General features: G+C 62.4%; 15 protein-coding genes. 5 read left to right on the forward strand and 10 right to left on the reverse strand.

What is annotated here, in order from left to right:
• Positions 1-202 precede the first annotated feature (202 nt).
• The 4 genes from PQR08_RS20515 to PQR08_RS20530 all read left to right on the forward strand — a co-directional run bounded on the left by PQR08_RS20515 (position 203) and on the right by PQR08_RS20530 (position 4855).
• A complete protein-coding gene (locus PQR08_RS20515; RefSeq protein WP_250486169.1) occupies positions 203-1492 on the forward strand; it encodes an MFS transporter in 1290 nt (429 codons plus the stop codon).
• Between the two features lie 98 nt (positions 1493-1590).
• Positions 1591-2373, forward strand: coding sequence for an enoyl-CoA hydratase/isomerase family protein (locus PQR08_RS20520; RefSeq protein WP_250486140.1), 783 nt, complete (start codon positions 1591-1593; stop codon positions 2371-2373).
• 52 nt (positions 2374-2425) lie between these two features.
• Positions 2426-3613, forward strand: coding sequence for a CaiB/BaiF CoA transferase family protein (locus tag PQR08_RS20525; protein WP_250486141.1), 1188 nt, complete (start codon positions 2426-2428; stop codon positions 3611-3613).
• 93 nt (positions 3614-3706) lie between these two features.
• Complete coding sequence (locus PQR08_RS20530) at positions 3707-4855, forward strand: DSD1 family PLP-dependent enzyme (RefSeq protein ID WP_250486142.1); 1149 nt, start codon at positions 3707-3709, stop codon at positions 4853-4855.
• Here PQR08_RS20530 and PQR08_RS20535 read toward each other — a convergent pair.
• The 7 genes from PQR08_RS20535 to PQR08_RS20565 form a co-directional block, all read right to left on the reverse strand.
• Positions 4852-5901 carry an FUSC family protein gene (locus PQR08_RS20535; RefSeq protein ID WP_250486143.1) on the reverse strand — a complete coding sequence of 350 codons (1050 nt, stop codon included), beginning with the start codon at positions 5899-5901 and terminating at the stop codon, positions 4852-4854. The two genes, PQR08_RS20530 and PQR08_RS20535, sit on opposite strands and share 4 nt — an antisense overlap.
• A gap of 210 nt (positions 5902-6111) precedes the next feature.
• Positions 6112-6297: a hypothetical protein gene (locus PQR08_RS20540; protein WP_035505719.1), complete on the reverse strand. Its 186-nt coding sequence runs from the start codon at positions 6295-6297 to the stop codon at positions 6112-6114.
• A 146-nt stretch (positions 6298-6443) separates the two neighbouring features.
• Positions 6444-7661: a c-type cytochrome gene (locus PQR08_RS20545; RefSeq protein ID WP_250486144.1), complete on the reverse strand. Its 1218-nt coding sequence runs from the start codon at positions 7659-7661 to the stop codon at positions 6444-6446.
• A gap of 74 nt (positions 7662-7735) precedes the next feature.
• Entirely contained in the window at positions 7736-9475 is a 1740-nt protein-coding gene (locus tag PQR08_RS20550; protein ID WP_250486145.1) for a methanol/ethanol family PQQ-dependent dehydrogenase, read from the reverse strand.
• A 240-nt stretch (positions 9476-9715) separates the two neighbouring features.
• On the reverse strand, positions 9716-9997 hold the full coding sequence (gene pqqD / locus PQR08_RS20555; RefSeq protein WP_238216323.1) for a pyrroloquinoline quinone biosynthesis peptide chaperone PqqD: 282 nt from the start codon (positions 9995-9997) through the stop codon (positions 9716-9718).
• A gap of 63 nt (positions 9998-10060) precedes the next feature.
• The gene (pqqA, locus tag PQR08_RS20560; RefSeq protein ID WP_008347847.1) at positions 10061-10135 is read right to left on the reverse strand and encodes a pyrroloquinoline quinone precursor peptide PqqA; all 75 of its coding nucleotides are present in this window, start codon (positions 10133-10135) and stop codon (positions 10061-10063) included.
• 206 nt (positions 10136-10341) lie between these two features.
• Entirely contained in the window at positions 10342-12285 is a 1944-nt protein-coding gene (locus tag PQR08_RS20565) for a sigma-54-dependent Fis family transcriptional regulator (protein WP_250486146.1), read from the reverse strand.
• A gap of 347 nt (positions 12286-12632) precedes the next feature.
• Here PQR08_RS20565 and PQR08_RS20570 point away from each other — a divergent pair, with 347 nt between their 5' ends.
• Positions 12633-12827: a hypothetical protein gene (locus PQR08_RS20570; RefSeq protein ID WP_187604301.1), complete on the forward strand. Its 195-nt coding sequence runs from the start codon at positions 12633-12635 to the stop codon at positions 12825-12827.
• A 94-nt stretch (positions 12828-12921) separates the two neighbouring features.
• On the opposite strand, the gene PQR08_RS20575 is transcribed toward PQR08_RS20570, so the two are convergent.
• The 3 genes from PQR08_RS20575 to PQR08_RS20585 form a co-directional block, all read right to left on the reverse strand.
• Entirely contained in the window at positions 12922-13566 is a 645-nt protein-coding gene (locus tag PQR08_RS20575) for a LysE family translocator (RefSeq protein WP_250486147.1), read from the reverse strand.
• Between the two features lie 111 nt (positions 13567-13677).
• The gene (locus tag PQR08_RS20580; protein WP_408162212.1) at positions 13678-15201 is read right to left on the reverse strand and encodes a GGDEF domain-containing protein; all 1524 of its coding nucleotides are present in this window, start codon (positions 15199-15201) and stop codon (positions 13678-13680) included.
• Between the two features lie 325 nt (positions 15202-15526).
• Complete coding sequence (locus tag PQR08_RS20585; RefSeq protein ID WP_250486149.1) at positions 15527-16366, reverse strand: hypothetical protein; 840 nt, start codon at positions 16364-16366, stop codon at positions 15527-15529.
• Between the last annotated feature and the right edge of the window lie 66 nt (positions 16367-16432).

Genomic DNA, 16432 nt, shown 5'->3' on the forward strand with positions numbered 1-16432 from the left:
CGAGCCGCGACCCAGGAGACCAGCGATGACATCACCGCGCAAACCACGCATTCGCAAGCTGCGCCGCAGAACGCAATAAGCGGGCTCATATCGAGCCGCTGTCCTCATCCGACGTACCACGCGAAGTTCCGCATGCCGTGACATGGGGCGCCTTTCGAAAAGCGAAGGCGTCGCGCCCACGCACGCGGCCAACAAGGAGACGATGATGTTCCGTCGAGCCACGACGCGCGTTCTGCTGTTGCTATGCGCGATGTATTTCATCACCTATATCGACCGGGTCAATGTCAGTACCGCGGCGGCCCAGTTCGGCGCGGAGCTTGGCCTCTCGCACACGCAGGTCGGTTTTGTGTTTTCTGCCTTCGCGTATCCGTATCTTGTGTTCCAGATTATCGGTGGATGGGTGGGCGACCGTTTCGGTCCACGCCGCACGCTCACGCTATGCGCGATCATCTGGGCGGGCGCCACCGTGCTGACCGGTCTCGCGGGCGGCTTCGTGTCACTGATCGTGGCGCGCGTGCTGCTCGGACTCGGCGAAGGCGCGACCTTTCCGACCGCCACGCGCGCGATGTCCAACTGGATGCCCTCCGACCAGCGCGGTTTTGCACAAGGCATTACGCATGCAGCATCACGTATCGGCAATGCGGTAGCGCCGCCGCTCATCGTCTGGTTGATGGTCGCGACGAGCTGGCGCGGCGCGTTCATCATCACCGGGATCATCAGTTTCCTGTGGGCGCTGGCGTGGGTCTTCTACTTCCGCGACAACCCGCGCGATCATCCGCGCATCACGGAAACCGAATGCGCGACGCTCGCGACTTATTCGGGCGTGAAGCAACGCGCGCCGGTGCCGTGGCGCACGCTGCTCGGCCGCATGGCGCCCGTCACGGCCGTGTATTTCTGCTATGGCTGGGTGCTGTGGCTCTTTCTCGGCTGGATTCCGCAATACTTCCTGCATAGCTATCACATGCAGCTCGGCAAGTCGGCGCTGTTCGCGTCGGGCGTGTTCTTCGCCGGGGTGCTCGGCGACTGGCTCGGCGGTTCACTCACCGACCGCATCCTGAGAAAGAGTGGCAATGTGCGCCTGGCGCGCAACGTGATGGTCGGTGTGTGCATGCTGCTGACGCTTCTGTCGCTCGCGCCGATCATGCTGATCTCCGACATCTCGATCACGCTCGCGGCGGTGTGTCTCTCGGCCGGCTTCTTCTTCAATGAGATGACGATCGGCCCGATGTGGTCCGTGCCGATGGACATCGCGCCGAAGCACTCGGGCACCGCATCCGGCATCATGAATTCCGGCTCGGCGCTGGCGGCCATCATCAGTCCGGTCGTGGGCGGCTGGCTGATCGACCGCACGGGCAACTGGAATTTGCCGTTCACGGTATCGATGATCCTGATGGCGGTCGGCATCATCCTGTCGTTCACGATGCGCCCGGACCGCACGCTCGAAACCGACCAGGAAAAGAAGGACGCGGCAGACGCACGCAAGTTCGTGTGATCGGGCGGCGGCAACGGCGGCGGTTCAATGCATTTTGCATGCGTTGAACCGCATCGGATAACGCATTCGGCATTCGGCATTCAATTCGAGGAGGCGGTGTGGCGGAACCATCCATCCTGATCCAGCGCGATGGTGATATCTCGACGGTCGTGATCGACCGGCCCGAGAAGCTCAACGCGATGACCAAGCCCTTGTGGCGCGCGCTCGGTGAGTCCATCGAGAGCCTTTCCAGCGACGATACGGTGCGCTGCATCGTATTGCGTGGCGCGGGCGAGAAAGCGTTTTCGCCGGGCAACGATATCGGCGAGTTCCGCACGGATCGATCGAATGTCGAACAGGCGCGCGAGTACGGCGCGATCATGCATCGCACTTTGAATGCGTTGCGCCAGTGCCGGCATCCGATCGTCGCGATGATTCATGGCATCTGCGTCGGTGGCGGCCTCGAGATCGCGGCGATGTGCGATTTACGCATTTGCGGCGAGTCGAGCCGCTTCGGCGTGCCCATCAAGAGCCTCGGCCTCGTGATGGCGCATGCGGAAATGGAAGGGCTCGTGCGTCTCGTTGGCTCCGCCGTCGCGCTCGAAATTCTTCTCGAAGGACGCATTTTCGATGCGAAGGAAGCGCTCGCGAAAGGACTCGTCACGCGCGTCGTCGCGGACGGGGAAGTGACCGCGCACGCGTATGAAACCGCGCGGCGCATCGCGGACGGCGCGCCGCTCGTCGCGCGCTGGCACAAGCGGTTCGTGCGCCGCGTGATGGACCCCGCGCCGCTCACCGACGAAGAGCGCGACGAAGGCTTCGCGTGCTTCGGAACCGAGGACTTCCGCACCGGCTATCAGGCCTTCCTCGACAAGATCAAACCGCAATTCAAGGGACGTTGACATCGCAGACACGAAACCGGCGGCCGCACCCGGTGCGGGGCCGCTTGCAGGCATGCGCGTGATCGAGCTTGCACACATCATGTCGGGGCCGATCTGCGGGATGATGCTCGCGGACATGGGCGCCGATGTCATCAAGGTCGAAAAAATTCCAAACGGCGATGATTGCCGGCGTTTCGCGCCGATTCTCCCGAGCGGCGAATCTGCGTCGTTTCTGATCGTGAACCGCAACAAGCGCGGCATCGCCCTCAATCTGAAGACGGACGGCGGCAAGGACGTGCTCAGGAAGATGCTCGCAAGCGCGGATGTGGTGACGGAGAACTACCGGCGCGGCACGATGGAAAAGCTGGGCATGGGCTACGACACGCTCAAGTCGGTGAACCCCGGCATCATCTACTGCGCGATTTCGGGTTATGGCCGCAGCGGACCGATGGCCGACAAGGGCGGCTTCGACCTCATCGCGCAGGGCATGAGCGGCCTGATGAGCATGACCGGCGAGCCGGGACAGGCGCCGATCAAGGCGGGCTCGCCTGTCACCGACATCAACGCGGGCATTCTGGCGGCGCTCGGCATCAGCGCGGCCTATGCCAGAAAGCAGACGACGGGCCTCGGCCAGATGGTCGATACGTCGCTCTTCGAAGCCGGCCTGCAACAGATGTACTGGGCCTTCGCCAACTACTTCGCGGATGGCACGGTGCTGCCGAAAGCGGGCTCCGCCAATCCGACGAGCGCGCCGTATCAGGCGTTTCGCACGCGCGACGGCTGGATCAACATCGGCGCGGCGAACCAGCGCAACTACGAACGGCTCGTCGGCGTGTTGAACATTCCCGGCCTCGCCGAAGACGAGCGTTTTCAGACCAATGCGGGCCGCCTGACGCATCGTGAGGCGCTCGTCGAGATCCTGAGCGCGCGCCTCGGCGAGCGGACCACCGACGAGTGGCTCGTCGCTTTCGATGAAATCGGCCTGCCGAGCGGCGCGGTGCTCGGCGTGCCGGAGGCGTCGTCGCACGAGCAGGCGATCGCGCGGGGCATGATCGTCGAGACGGAGCATCCGCTCGCGGGTCCGATGCGCGGCCTCGGTTTGCCGATCCATTTCTCCGAGGGATCGACGCAGGCTTCGCGTCCAGCGCCGCTTCTCGGTCAGCACACCACCGAGGTGCTCAACGAATACGGCTTCGACGATGCGCGCATTCAGGCGCTCAAGGATGAAGGCGCGATCCTCGAAACGGAAGTTCCAGCATGACGTCGACTTCAGACGTACCGGCTTTTTGCATTCGACATGCAATATTCAGCGCTATGATCGATGCCTGATCCCGTTTCATCGACACGACCCGCCATGACCCTCGCACCTCCGCCCGCCGCCCGCGTGGGCGACTCGCTCGCATCCGTCGCCACGCCTTCCCTGATAATCGATCTCGATGCCTTCGACGCCAATCTCGCGGCCATGTCGGCGTTCGCCGCACGGCATGGCGTCGCGTTGCGTCCGCATGCAAAGGCGCACAAGTCCAGCGAGATCGCCAGGCGTCAGATCGAAGCGGGCGCGGTCGGTGTGTGCTGTCAGAAGTTGTCGGAGGCCTATCCGTTCGCGGCGGCCGGCATCGCGAGCATTCATGTGAGCAACGAGTTCGTCGGCGCGGACAAACTGGTCATGGCGGTCGAGTTGGCCTCGCATGTGCGCCTCTCGGTTTGCGTGGATGCGTTGCCGCAAGTGCATGCGCTCGGCGACGCGGCAAAGCGTGCGGGCGTGACGATCGATGTGCTGCCTGAAGTCGATGCAGGGCAACATCGCTGCGGCGTGACGAGCGAGGACGCGCTGCTCGCGCTCGTCGACGGCATCGCATCGCAGAGCGCGTTACGCTTCGCGGGCATACAGGCGTATCACGGCGGCATACAACATGTCGCCGACTGGGCCGCGCGCAAGAACGAAGCAAACCGCGCCGCCGACGTTGCCGCACGCTACGTGCAGGCGCTCGATGCACGCGGCGTGCGTTGCGGCATCGTGACGGGCGGCGGCACCGGCACCGTCGAGTTCGATGCCGCGAGCGGCGTCTTCACCGAACTGCAACCGGGCTCATATCTTTTCATGGACGGCGATTACGGCAGCATTGGCTGGGGCGGCGAATCCGGCTGGCGTCACAGCCTGTTCGTACTGTCGACCGTCATGAGCGCGACGCGGCCCGGCATGGCCGTGTGCGATGTCGGCCTCAAAGGGCTCGCAGTGGATTCAGGCTTGCCGCGCAGCGTGCATTGGCTCGACGCGAAGGGCGCGCCGGCGCTGACCTATATCTCCGCTAACGACGAACACGGCATGCTGCAAGCACAGCACGAGTCAGATGGCGACTTCGCGGGACTGGTGGGCAAACGCATTCTGTTGCCGCCCGGACATTGCGATCCGACCGTGAATCTCTATGACGAGTACGTGTGCCATCGCAATGGCCGCGTGACGGAAATATGGCCGATCGATGCGCGGGGTCTTTCACGCTAGGCCGATGACTCCTTGAGCGGATAGATCGTCGCGATCAACGCATCGAGATCCGCGACGATCAGGCCGACGACAAACTGCGCCACTTCCTGCGCGCCATGCGTCGCCTCCTGCTTCGCGAGCATGCTCTTGAGCTCGATCACGGCGGAGCGTGCGCGCGCGAGTTTGGTATCGTCCTGACGATTCGATGCAAGCACGCTTGCGAGCGTCTCGAACAACGATTGCAATTCGCGGCCCGTAGCGCCGAGCCGCGCCGCGCAAACATCGCGATCGAGACGCGACACCGCCTTCGCGAGAAAGATCGCATCGCTATGCAGACGCCGCAGAAAAGGCGCGGCCTTGTCGATGGCATCCGAGCGGCGATTCTGCACGAGCACGATGATGTGCTCGCGCTCGGCTTCCTTCAACGCATCGTCGAACGCTTTTTGCGCGTCCGTGCTTTGCTTTTCGAGGCGCGTCGCGCGCGCTTCGTCCTGTTCGCCCGATAGATACAGCCCGATCAACTGACCGATGCTTTTCAACGTATCGGCGACGCTGGCATGTGCCGACGTGAGCGCGCGATTCGGCCAGAGCGCCGCCACGACGAACGACGACGCCGCCCCGATCAGAATCTCCAGCACGCGATGCATGGGCCGTTCGAAAGGCGAGCCTGGTCCTGCCGGAATCAGCACGACGATCACGAGCGTCACACACGCAAGCCTGAACGCGGGACGTTTGGCGCTCAGCGCAGCAAGCGGCAGGAGCGCGACGGAGAAAACCGCGAGCGGCGGCGCGCCGCGTTCCATCGCGACGATACCGAGCACGCCCGTTACCGCACCGATAAACGCGCCGATGATCTGATCGCGAGCGGTATCGACGGCTTGCGTGAGGCTCGGTTGCGTGACGATGACGAGCGTCGTGATGAGCGCCCAATAGCCTTCCGGAAGCGCCGCGAGCCGCGCGGCGGCGTAGCTGATCGCGCAACTCATCAGCGTACGAAGGAGGCGTCTTGCTTCCGGTGCGCCGAAGAAGGCGCGTACGCGTCGTCGCGTGCGAGTGATCGCTGTCATGCGGTTTCGTTCGGTGATGAAGCGGAATGATCGGCGAAGACGCGACCCATGCGCGTGCTCGTGCTGCATTATGCCAATGCGCACGGCGCGAGATGAAAGATGTGAGGGATGAAAAGAAACAAGGCGGCACGCATGCTCCGTGTTGCCGAGCATGCTGCCGCCCTTGTGCCGCGACGTACCGAAGTCTCGACGAAGCGTCAGGGTGTGTCGTCAGGTAAGCATCGGCACCGCTTCGATCAGCGCAAGCCCGAGTAGCGCCCCGATGGCTGCGCTGATGAGCTTCGGATGCCAGCGATCCAGATGCAGCGCCGTGAGCAGCGCGCCGATCAGGATGACGCCGAGCAAAGCGAAAACGACGACAAGATAGCCGATTTCAAACTCGTTATTGATAAGCACGACGCTGGCCTCCCGCCGGCTGGAACCGGCTGACTTGCGCATTGCGCCGCGCTGCGGCCCCAAGTCGATCCGCCCGCGCGACAACTCAAGTATATATCACGTTGTGACGTATTTAAAGTTGCGCGACCGGCGTGTGCGTGGCGAACTCATCGGGCAGGCCCGGCGTTGAGCGGCAGTTTCGACGCACGTGCGCTGTCCGCCGTCATTTTCGCTCCGCCGGGCTTGTAGCCGTTCGACATCAACAGGAAGGCCATGATGTCGGCATAGTCCTGGTCTTTCATCTTGCCGGGACGATCCGCGGGCATGTTGGTCGTCATGTAAGTGAAAATGCCGCCGACAGTCAGGTGCGAATTCGACGGCGGCGCGAATGCAGGACCTTGCAATGCGGGCGCGGTCACACCCTGAAGCTGCGCGCCGTGGCACTTCGCGCACGAACTCGAATAAAGCGTCTTGCCGTGCGTGGTTTGCGCCTGTTCGAACGACGGCGGCTCGACGCCACCCTCATTCGCGACCTTGATGAAGCGGCCTGCGCGCGTTGCGTTGGCATCCGCGAGCATGATCCCCGCATGCGCGGACGATGCGTGCGATGGCTCGTCGAGATAGCGCATTGCCGACGCGGTTTGCGAAGGCAAGGCCCATTGTTTCGTCAGCGTCTGCAAGCGGCCGTCGTTGGTCATCGACGTGAGCGCATCGTCGATGCGCGTGCGCAATGCGGCGGTCCTTTCGCCGAACGCGAAGGTCAGTTGCCAGTCCGCATACGGTGAATCGGCGGTTGCGACCGTGAAGCTGCGCTCGGGATGCGCCACGCGATACGCGACGACCGCGGGATACCATACGATCGCGCGTTGCGCGCGTCCGTTCGCCACAGCTTCCACCGTCGACGCCGACGTGTTCTCCAGATCGAGCGTCACGTCGTGTTGTTGCACGGCGATCAGTTGTGCCGGGCTCGCATAGGTCGCGGCGATCGTGCGCTTCGCGGCTTCCTTAAGCTCCGCGCCGGGCGCTTCGATGCTGACATAGCCCGCGCGCAGATAGCCGCGCGAGAATTGCATCTTGCCGCCGGATGCATCGGCGACGGTGGAACGTGGAAAGCCCGCAATCACGTCGCAATCGCGCGCGAGTGTCTTGTCGAGTTCCGTGAGCGACACGCCGTCGTCGTCGCCCTCGCCGATGCCGTTTGAAACGATCGTCGCCGCGATGTTGGCGCGGGCGAAGACTGCCTGCGCGACGCTGCGATCCAGCGCCGCCGACGGGCTGCCGGGAAACGTGCAGATCTTCACCGCGGCATCGGAGGCCGATGGCGCGAGCGCGATGCATGCGGCCAGCATGCCCGCCGCGCGAATGGAGTTGAGAGGATGGTTCATGTCGATGCGTCCGGTGATGACAGTGAGCACCGCAAGCGCGCGATGACGCGAGCTTGCGGTCCGATCAGATTGGGTCAGGTGCGATTCAGCGCGAACACATAGAGCGTGCCGCCGCGCGGGACCTTGTCCGCGGCTTTCGCCATCGGTCCGCCCCAGATCGGATTCGCGCCGCCATAGCCCGCGAGAATGGCGACGTATTCCTTGCCATCGATCTCATACACCGAAGGCTGCGCGATGATGCCGCTCGCGAGCTTGGGGCTTTGCCACAAGACCTTGCCGGTCTTTTCATCGAACGCATAGAGATGGCCATCGAGCGAGCCGCTGAATGCGAGACCGCCCGCCGTCGTCGCGACGCCGCCGTTCCAGGGCAGCTTGCTCCAGTGACTCCAGACCTTCTTGCCTGTATCGACATCGATGGCTTGCAATTCGCCATAACCCTTGCTGCCCGGCTCGGGCTTGATCTCGAAGCCTTCGCCGAGATAAGGCAGACCTTCCATGTAATTCACCGACTTGCCCGACAAGGACATGCACGCATGCAGGGCCGGCACGATCGCGAGATGCGTTTGCGGATCGTATGACACGGACCACCAGTTCTTGCCGCCCAGGAAGCTGGGACATGTTTCGATGGTCGTGCCAGTCTTCGGATACTTGGCTGCATCCTGAATCGGCTTGCCATCGTCCGTATAACCCGTGACCGATGTCGCGGTGACGAAGGGCCGCGCATAGATCAGCTTGCCGTTGCTGCGATCGATCGCATGGAAAAAGCCGTTGCGGTCAGCATGAATGATCGCGTCGTAGTCCTTGCCCTGATACTTGATGTTCGCGAGCACAGGCGTGTTCACGCCGTCATAGTCCCACGTGTCATGGGCCGTGTATTGATAGTGCCACTTGAGGTCGCCCGTCTTCGGATCGAGCGCGAGCAGGGAATCGGAATAGAGATTGTCGCCGGGACGAAGATCGGCGAGCCACGGTCCCGGATTGCCGACGCCCCAATAAAGCGTCTTGCTCGCCGCGTCGTATGTGCCGGTGAGCCATGCGGGCGCGCCGCCATGTTCCTGCATGCCGTCGGGCCATGTATTGCCGCCGGGTTCCTTCGCGCCAGGCACCGTATAGCGCTTCCAGAGAACCTTGCCGTCATTGGGATCGAGTGCCGCGATGAAGCCGCGCGCGCCATATTCGCCGCCCGAGCTGCCGACGACGAGTGCGCCATCGAGTGCGAGCGGTGCAAGCGAGAACGCATAGCCGACGCCCGGATCGAACATCGCCTTCTTCCACACGAGCGCGCCTGTTTGCGCATCGAGTGCCGCTACTTCGCCGCTCAACATCGCGACATAGACATTCTTTCCGTATAACGCGACGCCGCGATTGACCACATCGCAACATGCGGTCTTGAATGATCTCGCATCGAGATTCGGCTCGTATTTCCAGAGCTGCTTGCCCGTCGCGGCATCGAATGCATAAACGTTGTCCTTGGGCGTCGTCACGAAAAGAAAGCGCCCGTTGACGATGGGCGTCGCTTCGAAACCCTGCTGCAAGTCCTTCGGAAACTTGTAGCTCCATACCTGCTTCAGGTTCTTCACATTGCTGGTGTCGATCTGCTTGAGCGGCGAATGCCCGTGACCGTTATACGTGCGGTAGTACGTGAGCCAGCCTGGATCTTCCTGCGCACTCGCGAGACGCTCATAGCTGACATCCGGATACTGCGTCGGCGTGGTGCTCGCCGCGATGGCCTGATGCTGCGCTACGCTGAATGCGGCAACGGCGCCTGCTGCAATGGCCGCGATGCGCATTGCCGGACTGAAGCGAATCTTCATCGTTGTCTCCTGGGTATTGTCGATGCAACTTCTTTTTGAATCTCGATAGCGATGCGAAACGGTTGCGGCATCTTCAAGGCAAGTCATATGCCATTGACCATTCACGCACGCGAGTGCCTTGCTGCATGCGGATCTCATGCACGAGCACTGCGCGCGAGGACGCATGTGGTGTTGATGATTGGGTGTTGCATCGTGGAGCAGTGGGACGTTTGACGTGTTGCCCGATGTGACAACGCGAGTTCAGTCGAGCCAGCCGAGACGTCGCGCTTCATCGATGAAGCGATACACGTCGACTGCGAGCCCCTCCATGCCGAAGCGCACTTCGAGCTCGCCGATGATGTCGTCGAGTTCGCGCGTGCCATCACAGCGCGCGAGTATTTCGCCGGCGCTGCGATTGAGTTCGACGCTGCCGCTCGGATGCACGATTTCACACGTGCTCATGTCCGCATGCCAATGCAGCTTCAGAGGCGCACGCAAACGCGGGCGCGTGGGTGCGCCCGCATGCGCGGTCGTTGGATTCATGTGGGACGGAGAAAGAAGGGCAGGCCCGGGTGCGATGCAACCCGGGCTTGCATCATCGAAGCATCAGCGTGTGGCGATATACATCGTGATCTCGAAGCCGAAGCGAAGATCGGTGAAGGCAGGTGTCGTCCATTGCATGTTCATCTCCTTGGGTGATGTTCGAGTTGGATCGCGAAGCGTTCGCAATCGGACGTCGAAAATGCAAGCTCTGTGCCTTCGATGAAAAGACAGTGCATGTGCACGCTTCTGCCTTTCAGTTCAATTTCGAAGATGCGTGGCCGATGTGCCGCGCTGTGCCTCTTCGTGACAGGGGTGTATCGAAGTGGAACACCGCATGGAACAACTCATTGCTCCATCGGTGAACAAGCGGGCATCTTGCGATAGATCGTGTTGCGCGAAACGCCGAGCGCGCGCGCGGCGGCGGATACGTTGCCACGATGGCGCGCGAGCGCGGCTGCGATCACGGATGCCGTGACTTCCTGTAGTCGTCCCGAAGCGAGCGTCGATGAAGGGTACGCTTCAGACATGGTTTGTACATTGCCGAGGGGCTCTTCGAAGAAGTCTTCCGGAAGATGTTCCCGACGAATGCAGCCATCGTCGTCCACCATCGCGGCCGCGGTGCGCAGCAGATTGCACAGCTGCCGGAAGTTGCCGGGCCACGCGTAACGCTCGAAGAGCGTCATCACTTCATCGTCGATGGACAGGCGCATGCCGCACGCTTCGTCGGTGCTCACAGCCTGCAGCATCTTCGTGATCACGGTCGCGAGGTCGGTGCGCTCGCGCAATGGCGGCAGCTTGACGACGAGTCCATTCAGGCGGTAGTACAAGTCTTCGCGAAAGCTGTTCTGCTCGATCATCTCTCGTAAATTGCGGTGCGTCGCGCAGATGATGGCCACATCGACCGGTATCGACTTGCTGGAACCGAGTGGATCGACGACGCGCTCCTGCAGCACGCGCAGCAGGCGCACCTGCAATGGATAGGGCATGTCGCCGATTTCGTCGAGAAACAGCGTGCCGCCATTCGCCTGCAGCAGCTTGCCGGCCGCGCCCTTGCGTCGTGCGCCGGTGAACGCGCCTTCCTCATAACCGAAGAGCTCCGACTCGATCAGGTTCTCCGGAATCGATGCGCAGTTCACCGCGACGAATGGCCCCGCGCGACGCGGTGAATCGCTGTGAATCGCCTGCGCGAGCAACTCCTTGCCGGTGCCCGTTTCGCCTGTGACGAGTATCGGTATGTCCTTGCCGATAACCTTGCGTACCTTGCTGATCACCGCGGCCACTCTGGGATCGCCCGTATCTAGTGACGCGAGTTTCGATGACGTATCGATCGCAACGGATGCGCGCGGCGCGGGTTTGATCGCCACGGGCGTGGCCGCCATGCCGGCGATCGGAGCGCGGTTCAGGCGCACGCGCGCGCACACGACGGCGCCGTTGTTCAGGTCCAGCGGAATATGCGGCGCGCGGCTCGCCTGCGAACGATCGATCAGTTGCGCGCTCGTCAGTCCGAAGAGCGATGAAAGCGTATGCGCGCGCAACGCCGAGAGCGGCAGGCCGAACTGAAACTGCGCACTGCGATTGGCGGAGAGAAAGCGGCCATCGCAGGTGAAGGCCATGATGCCCTCCATCAGCGTGCCGAGAAACTCGGGGCGGCTATGGAACGCGATCTGCAGCATGCCCTGAAAAGTGCTGGAAAACAGATGGTTTTCGATCATCTGTACCGACATGCGGGCGAGCGCCATCGTGTGGCGATGGTAGCTTCGATGATCGCCGGTGACATCCAGCACGCCGATCAGATCGCCATAAGGATCGAGGATCGGCACGCTGGAGCACGTGAGAAAGCGATTGGCCGCGAGATAGTGCTGATCGCCATGCACGACGGTCGGTGAGCATTCAGCGATCGCCGTGCCGATCGCATTGGTGCCTTGTCGTTCCTCGGCCCAGTTCGCGCCGGCTATAAGCGCGACTTTCTCTGCGCGTGCCAGGAAGTCGTCGTCGCCGGTGGAATGGAGAATGAGGCCTTGAGCGTCGGTCAACACGATCATGCTCTGCGTGTTGACGATTTGTTCACGCAGGGTTTCCATCACCGGTGTCGCGTGTGCGCATAGCACACGGTTCTGCTCGAGCTTGAGCAGCAAGTCGCCATCGGTGAGCACGTCGTAATCGGGACGAGTCGATGCGTTCAGGCCGAATGTCTCCGACCGCTCGTGGGCCTTGCGGATCGACGGGATCAGCCAGCCGCTCTCTCGTTCATCGGGGGTCGCCGCGATCTCGCGGACATCGTCTTGCATCATCTCCTCCTTGTGCAAGTTCCGGTCGTATCGCCGGTTGCGTGAGCGCGGATAAAAGCAAGTCCTGAGCCAAAGACCGCGAGCGGCGTTTGTGTTGGCGAAACGAAAGGATGTGAGATGTCGTCGCGACGCCGACAGTGCCGTGCCTCGTGTGTTGGTCAGCATCTGACTTGCTGCGTCGATGGTTGACGCGTTTTGCATGCCGCAAGCCCACGGCATAAGGCGCGGCAGGCTTCGAAGCCTTATGCCCGAGCGTTGGCATACACAATGCAAAAGACTGAGCGAGCGCCTCCACGCTCGATTCGATTCTAATGAACTCCCGCTTACGCACCGCAAGGAGAAACGCCATGGCGAACCTGAAGCTCGACGATCTGCAACATGCCCAGAAACTGTCCTCTGCCGAGATGTCCCGGATCATCGGAGGCGACAAGAAGGAGCCAGCCGGCAGGCCGACTCATATCGACGCTCAAAGCGGCGTGCTGACATTCAAGGACGGATCACAGTGGACGATGGACCTCGACGGCAAGCTGCATCCGCTGTGATGCTGGAGCATCGCTCCTGTCAGTGAGAAGGCCGGACGTGCCTCGCGGCGCGTCCGGCCTTTTGTCTTTCGCCTTATGTCTTTTGCATGCGGAATTACAGACCGGTTCTGCCCGCGGTGAGTATGAGCCGCAGACCGAGCATGGCGATCACGCTCGCGGCGATGCGATCGATCCATTTCCTCGCGCGCAGATACATCTCGCGCGGACCCTTGCTGGAGAAACCCAGAGCGACGACGGTGTACCAGCCCGTCTCGATCGCGAAGACCATCGGCGGCAGCACGAAGTAGCACCACAGCGGAGGATGTTGCGGCAGAAGCGCCGCGAAGATGCTTCCGTACCAGATGGCGGTCTTTGGATTGCTCAGTTGCGTCGTGAGGCCGAGCCAGAACGATTTGCGCGCGCTCGTCGTGAGCGTCGGCGCGTCGTCTTGCGTCGGGATCTGCATGGGCTTCGCGGCGCCGCGCCAGATCTTCGACGCAATGTAGATCAGATACAGGCCGCCCGCGATCTTGAGCGCGATGTAGAGCCACTCGACGGCGACGAGCAGCGTATAGAGCCCCGCGAGAGCGATGCCGCCAAAGAAGATGCCGCCGACGCCCATGCCGAGCGCGGTCGCGAGACCATCGGCGCGCGATATGCCGATCGAGTTGCGGGCCACGATCACGAAACTCGGGCCGGGAATCATCGCGCCCAAAAGCAGCGAGAACAGAATCGCGAATACGGCGGTGGATGCGGTCATCGGATTGTCTCCTTCTGTTCTGAATTCGCTCGAATGCGGTTGGCATGCGGCATACATAACGCACGATTGCATCCACGATGCATCATACGCGCGACAATGCGGAGCCTCGCGCTACGGCTCGCCGCCCGCGACGCTGTCTTCGTGGATCGCGCGATTGCGTCCGGTGCGTTTGGCGAGATAAAGCGCGGAGTCGGCACTGTTGAGCAGCTTGAGCGCGTCCGCGATCTGACGCGGCGAGGCGGTTGCGATGCCGATGCTGATCGTCAGCACGCCCTTGGGCGCGGCGCTGTTGGCAATGTCGAGTTGTTCGACTCTCTCACGAAGACGCTCGGCGAACGTGAGTGCGCCGCTCGCTTCGGCGCCCGGCAGCACGACCACGAATTCCTCGCCGCCATAGCGCGCGACGATATCGCCGGGCCGCTTCGCGGAATTCTGTATGCAATCGGCCACCGCGACGAGCGCATCGTCGCCCATCGCGTGACCGTAGGTGTCGTTATAGAGCTTGAAGTAGTCGACGTCGACGAACAAAGCGGATAACGGTTGATCGGCGCGGCGGGCACGTCGCCATTCCTCGTCGAGCCGGCGGTCCAGCGCGCGGCGGTTGCACAGGCCGGTGAGCGAATCGGTACCTGCGAGCCGTTGCAGCTTCTCTTGCGCGATCGCCCGCGACCGCAGCGAGATTGCGAGCAGCCAGGAGATGACGACAAAGCCGCCGCCGAACATCATGGTCAATCCGCCGATGACGATGCTGCGCTCGCGCCAGGCCGCGAGCACTTCATCCTCGGCAGGCGCGACCGCCGCGATAAGCTGGGTGCCCGGCACATGCTGGAAGGTGTAGAGTCGCCGCACACCGTCGATCGGCGATCGCGAGAGATAAGAGCCGGACGGCGCGTCCCGCATCGCAGCGAAGGTTGGCGATCTGGCGACGTATCCGGCTACGTCAGAGGGCAATGCGGGCTTGCGGGCGATCATTACGCCGTCCTGCTGCACGATGAACACCGAGCCCGACTTGCCGACGTTCACGCGCGAAAGCAGGTTGTTGAAATACGCGACGTTCAACGCGATCACGGCGACGCCTGCGAACGAGCCATCCGGTGCGTCGATGCGCCTGCTCAGCGCGAGCGAAGCCGTGCCTTTGCGCAGCCGGGATATGTACGGTCCGGAAATGAAGAGGCCAGCGTCGGGATGCTCGGCGTGAACCTTGAAGTAGTCACGATCGTCGAAGAGCAGGTCGGCATGCTCTGAAGGTTCTCGTTCGACGACGATACGTCCTTCGCGATTCATCACGAATGCGCCGCCGACGAAGTTCGTGCCGGTGGCGCCGTCGAAGAGGACGAGCTTGCGCAGATCGGGAGGCAGCGCCATCACGGCGGGATTTTGCGTGCCGCTGACGATGGTGCGCAGCGACAGATCGCTCGATTCGACATTGCGTGCGATATCGGCGCTCAACGTGGCGACGAGGTTGGCCGCTGCCTGGTGCGCGTTTTGCAGCGCCTGCGCGCGTCCCTGCCATAGCGCGGCAAACGACAACACGGCCATGGAAATGGCGATAGCTGTGCCGATGAGGCCGGCGAGCGCCGGAAAGCGCGAAAACGAATCGGCGAAGCGCATCGCGGCGGTGCTGTTGCGTCGCATCAGCCGGCGACTGACCATGCGTCCGGTCTTGCGAACCGCATTCAATCTGGCGGGCATTCAGGTTCTCCGCGTGACGCCATTTCCGCACGACCCGGCACGACATCGTGTGCGGCGCGATCACGCCTTGCGTCGGAAAGCGCCCTGTTTCAGGGGCTTATTCGCATATGACGCGCATCTGATGAATAGCCCTGCGCGTGTTCGCACACCGATTGTAGTCGTTCCGACCGCATTGGTTTCGCACGGGCGTCCGGGAATCGGGCAGCCTTGCCTGCGATAGTAGACGAGGTTGTCTACTTCGTCGCATTCGAAAGATCGAAACGACGGCCTATTTCACGAGGTGCAGCCGCTTCGTGATGATCGTGCCTTCCTTGCGATCGATGAGCCACGCAGCGTCGACCCTTCCATTCAATGTCGATGTCCTGCGCGTGATGTCGGTGGGTTCTTCGTCGGTGGGCGCGCTGTGCTCGACATCATCGGTCAGATAGGGCGGCGCGAGCGAGCAGATGAGCACGATCGCGAAGTCGCCGCTGCCATGCTCGTGATCGAAACTCGGGAGCATGATCCGACCGTTGACGGTCGTCTTGATGCCGTTTTCCGGCTTCAACTGAATGACGTCGAAGTTCTGAACGAATCCCTTCGCCTTGGCCTCGGGCGCGACGACGAGCTTACGGCCGCTTTGTCCCTTCACAGTCTGCTTGAGCAGAATCGCGTCGGGACTTTCGGGCGCCGCCAGCGAGACGTTCACCGAAAGCACTTTCTTTTTCGACAGGTAGCGCACCCCGTACGAAACCGGAATGACGAACGTGAACGTGCGATCGGCCTGCTCGCGAGTTTGACTCGCGCTCGCAGCCGCGGAGGCGCCTTGCTCCGTTTTTCGAAATGGACGCGACAGAAATGCCCGGACGCGGTTCGTGATCGAGACCGGCTGTCCTGGGGCAGGGTGACCCGCGAGCGCGTCGCGGACGTGCTCGGGATCGTCGCCAGCGAAGTCCGGCGGAAGCGCATCGGCGGACATGATGCCGTGCGCCGCTGCACCGCTCGCGGTTTCGACAGCACTCGCCGTATGGCCAGCGCGCGGCGCGGCCGCGAAAGCGTATATCGGTCCGAACGACAACGCGCAGGTCATGCACAGCGCTGCGCCATGTCCACGTTTCAATAAAAGCACCTGCCGCTCCTGGCGCATAGGGCCGGTCATGATGAAGTGGTTATCTTAAAGCGAAGCGCGCGCATC

Origin of the sequence: Caballeronia jiangsuensis (genome assembly GCF_046030135.1) — a bacterium.
GTDB classification, from domain to species: domain Bacteria; phylum Pseudomonadota; class Gammaproteobacteria; order Burkholderiales; family Burkholderiaceae; genus Caballeronia; species Caballeronia jiangsuensis.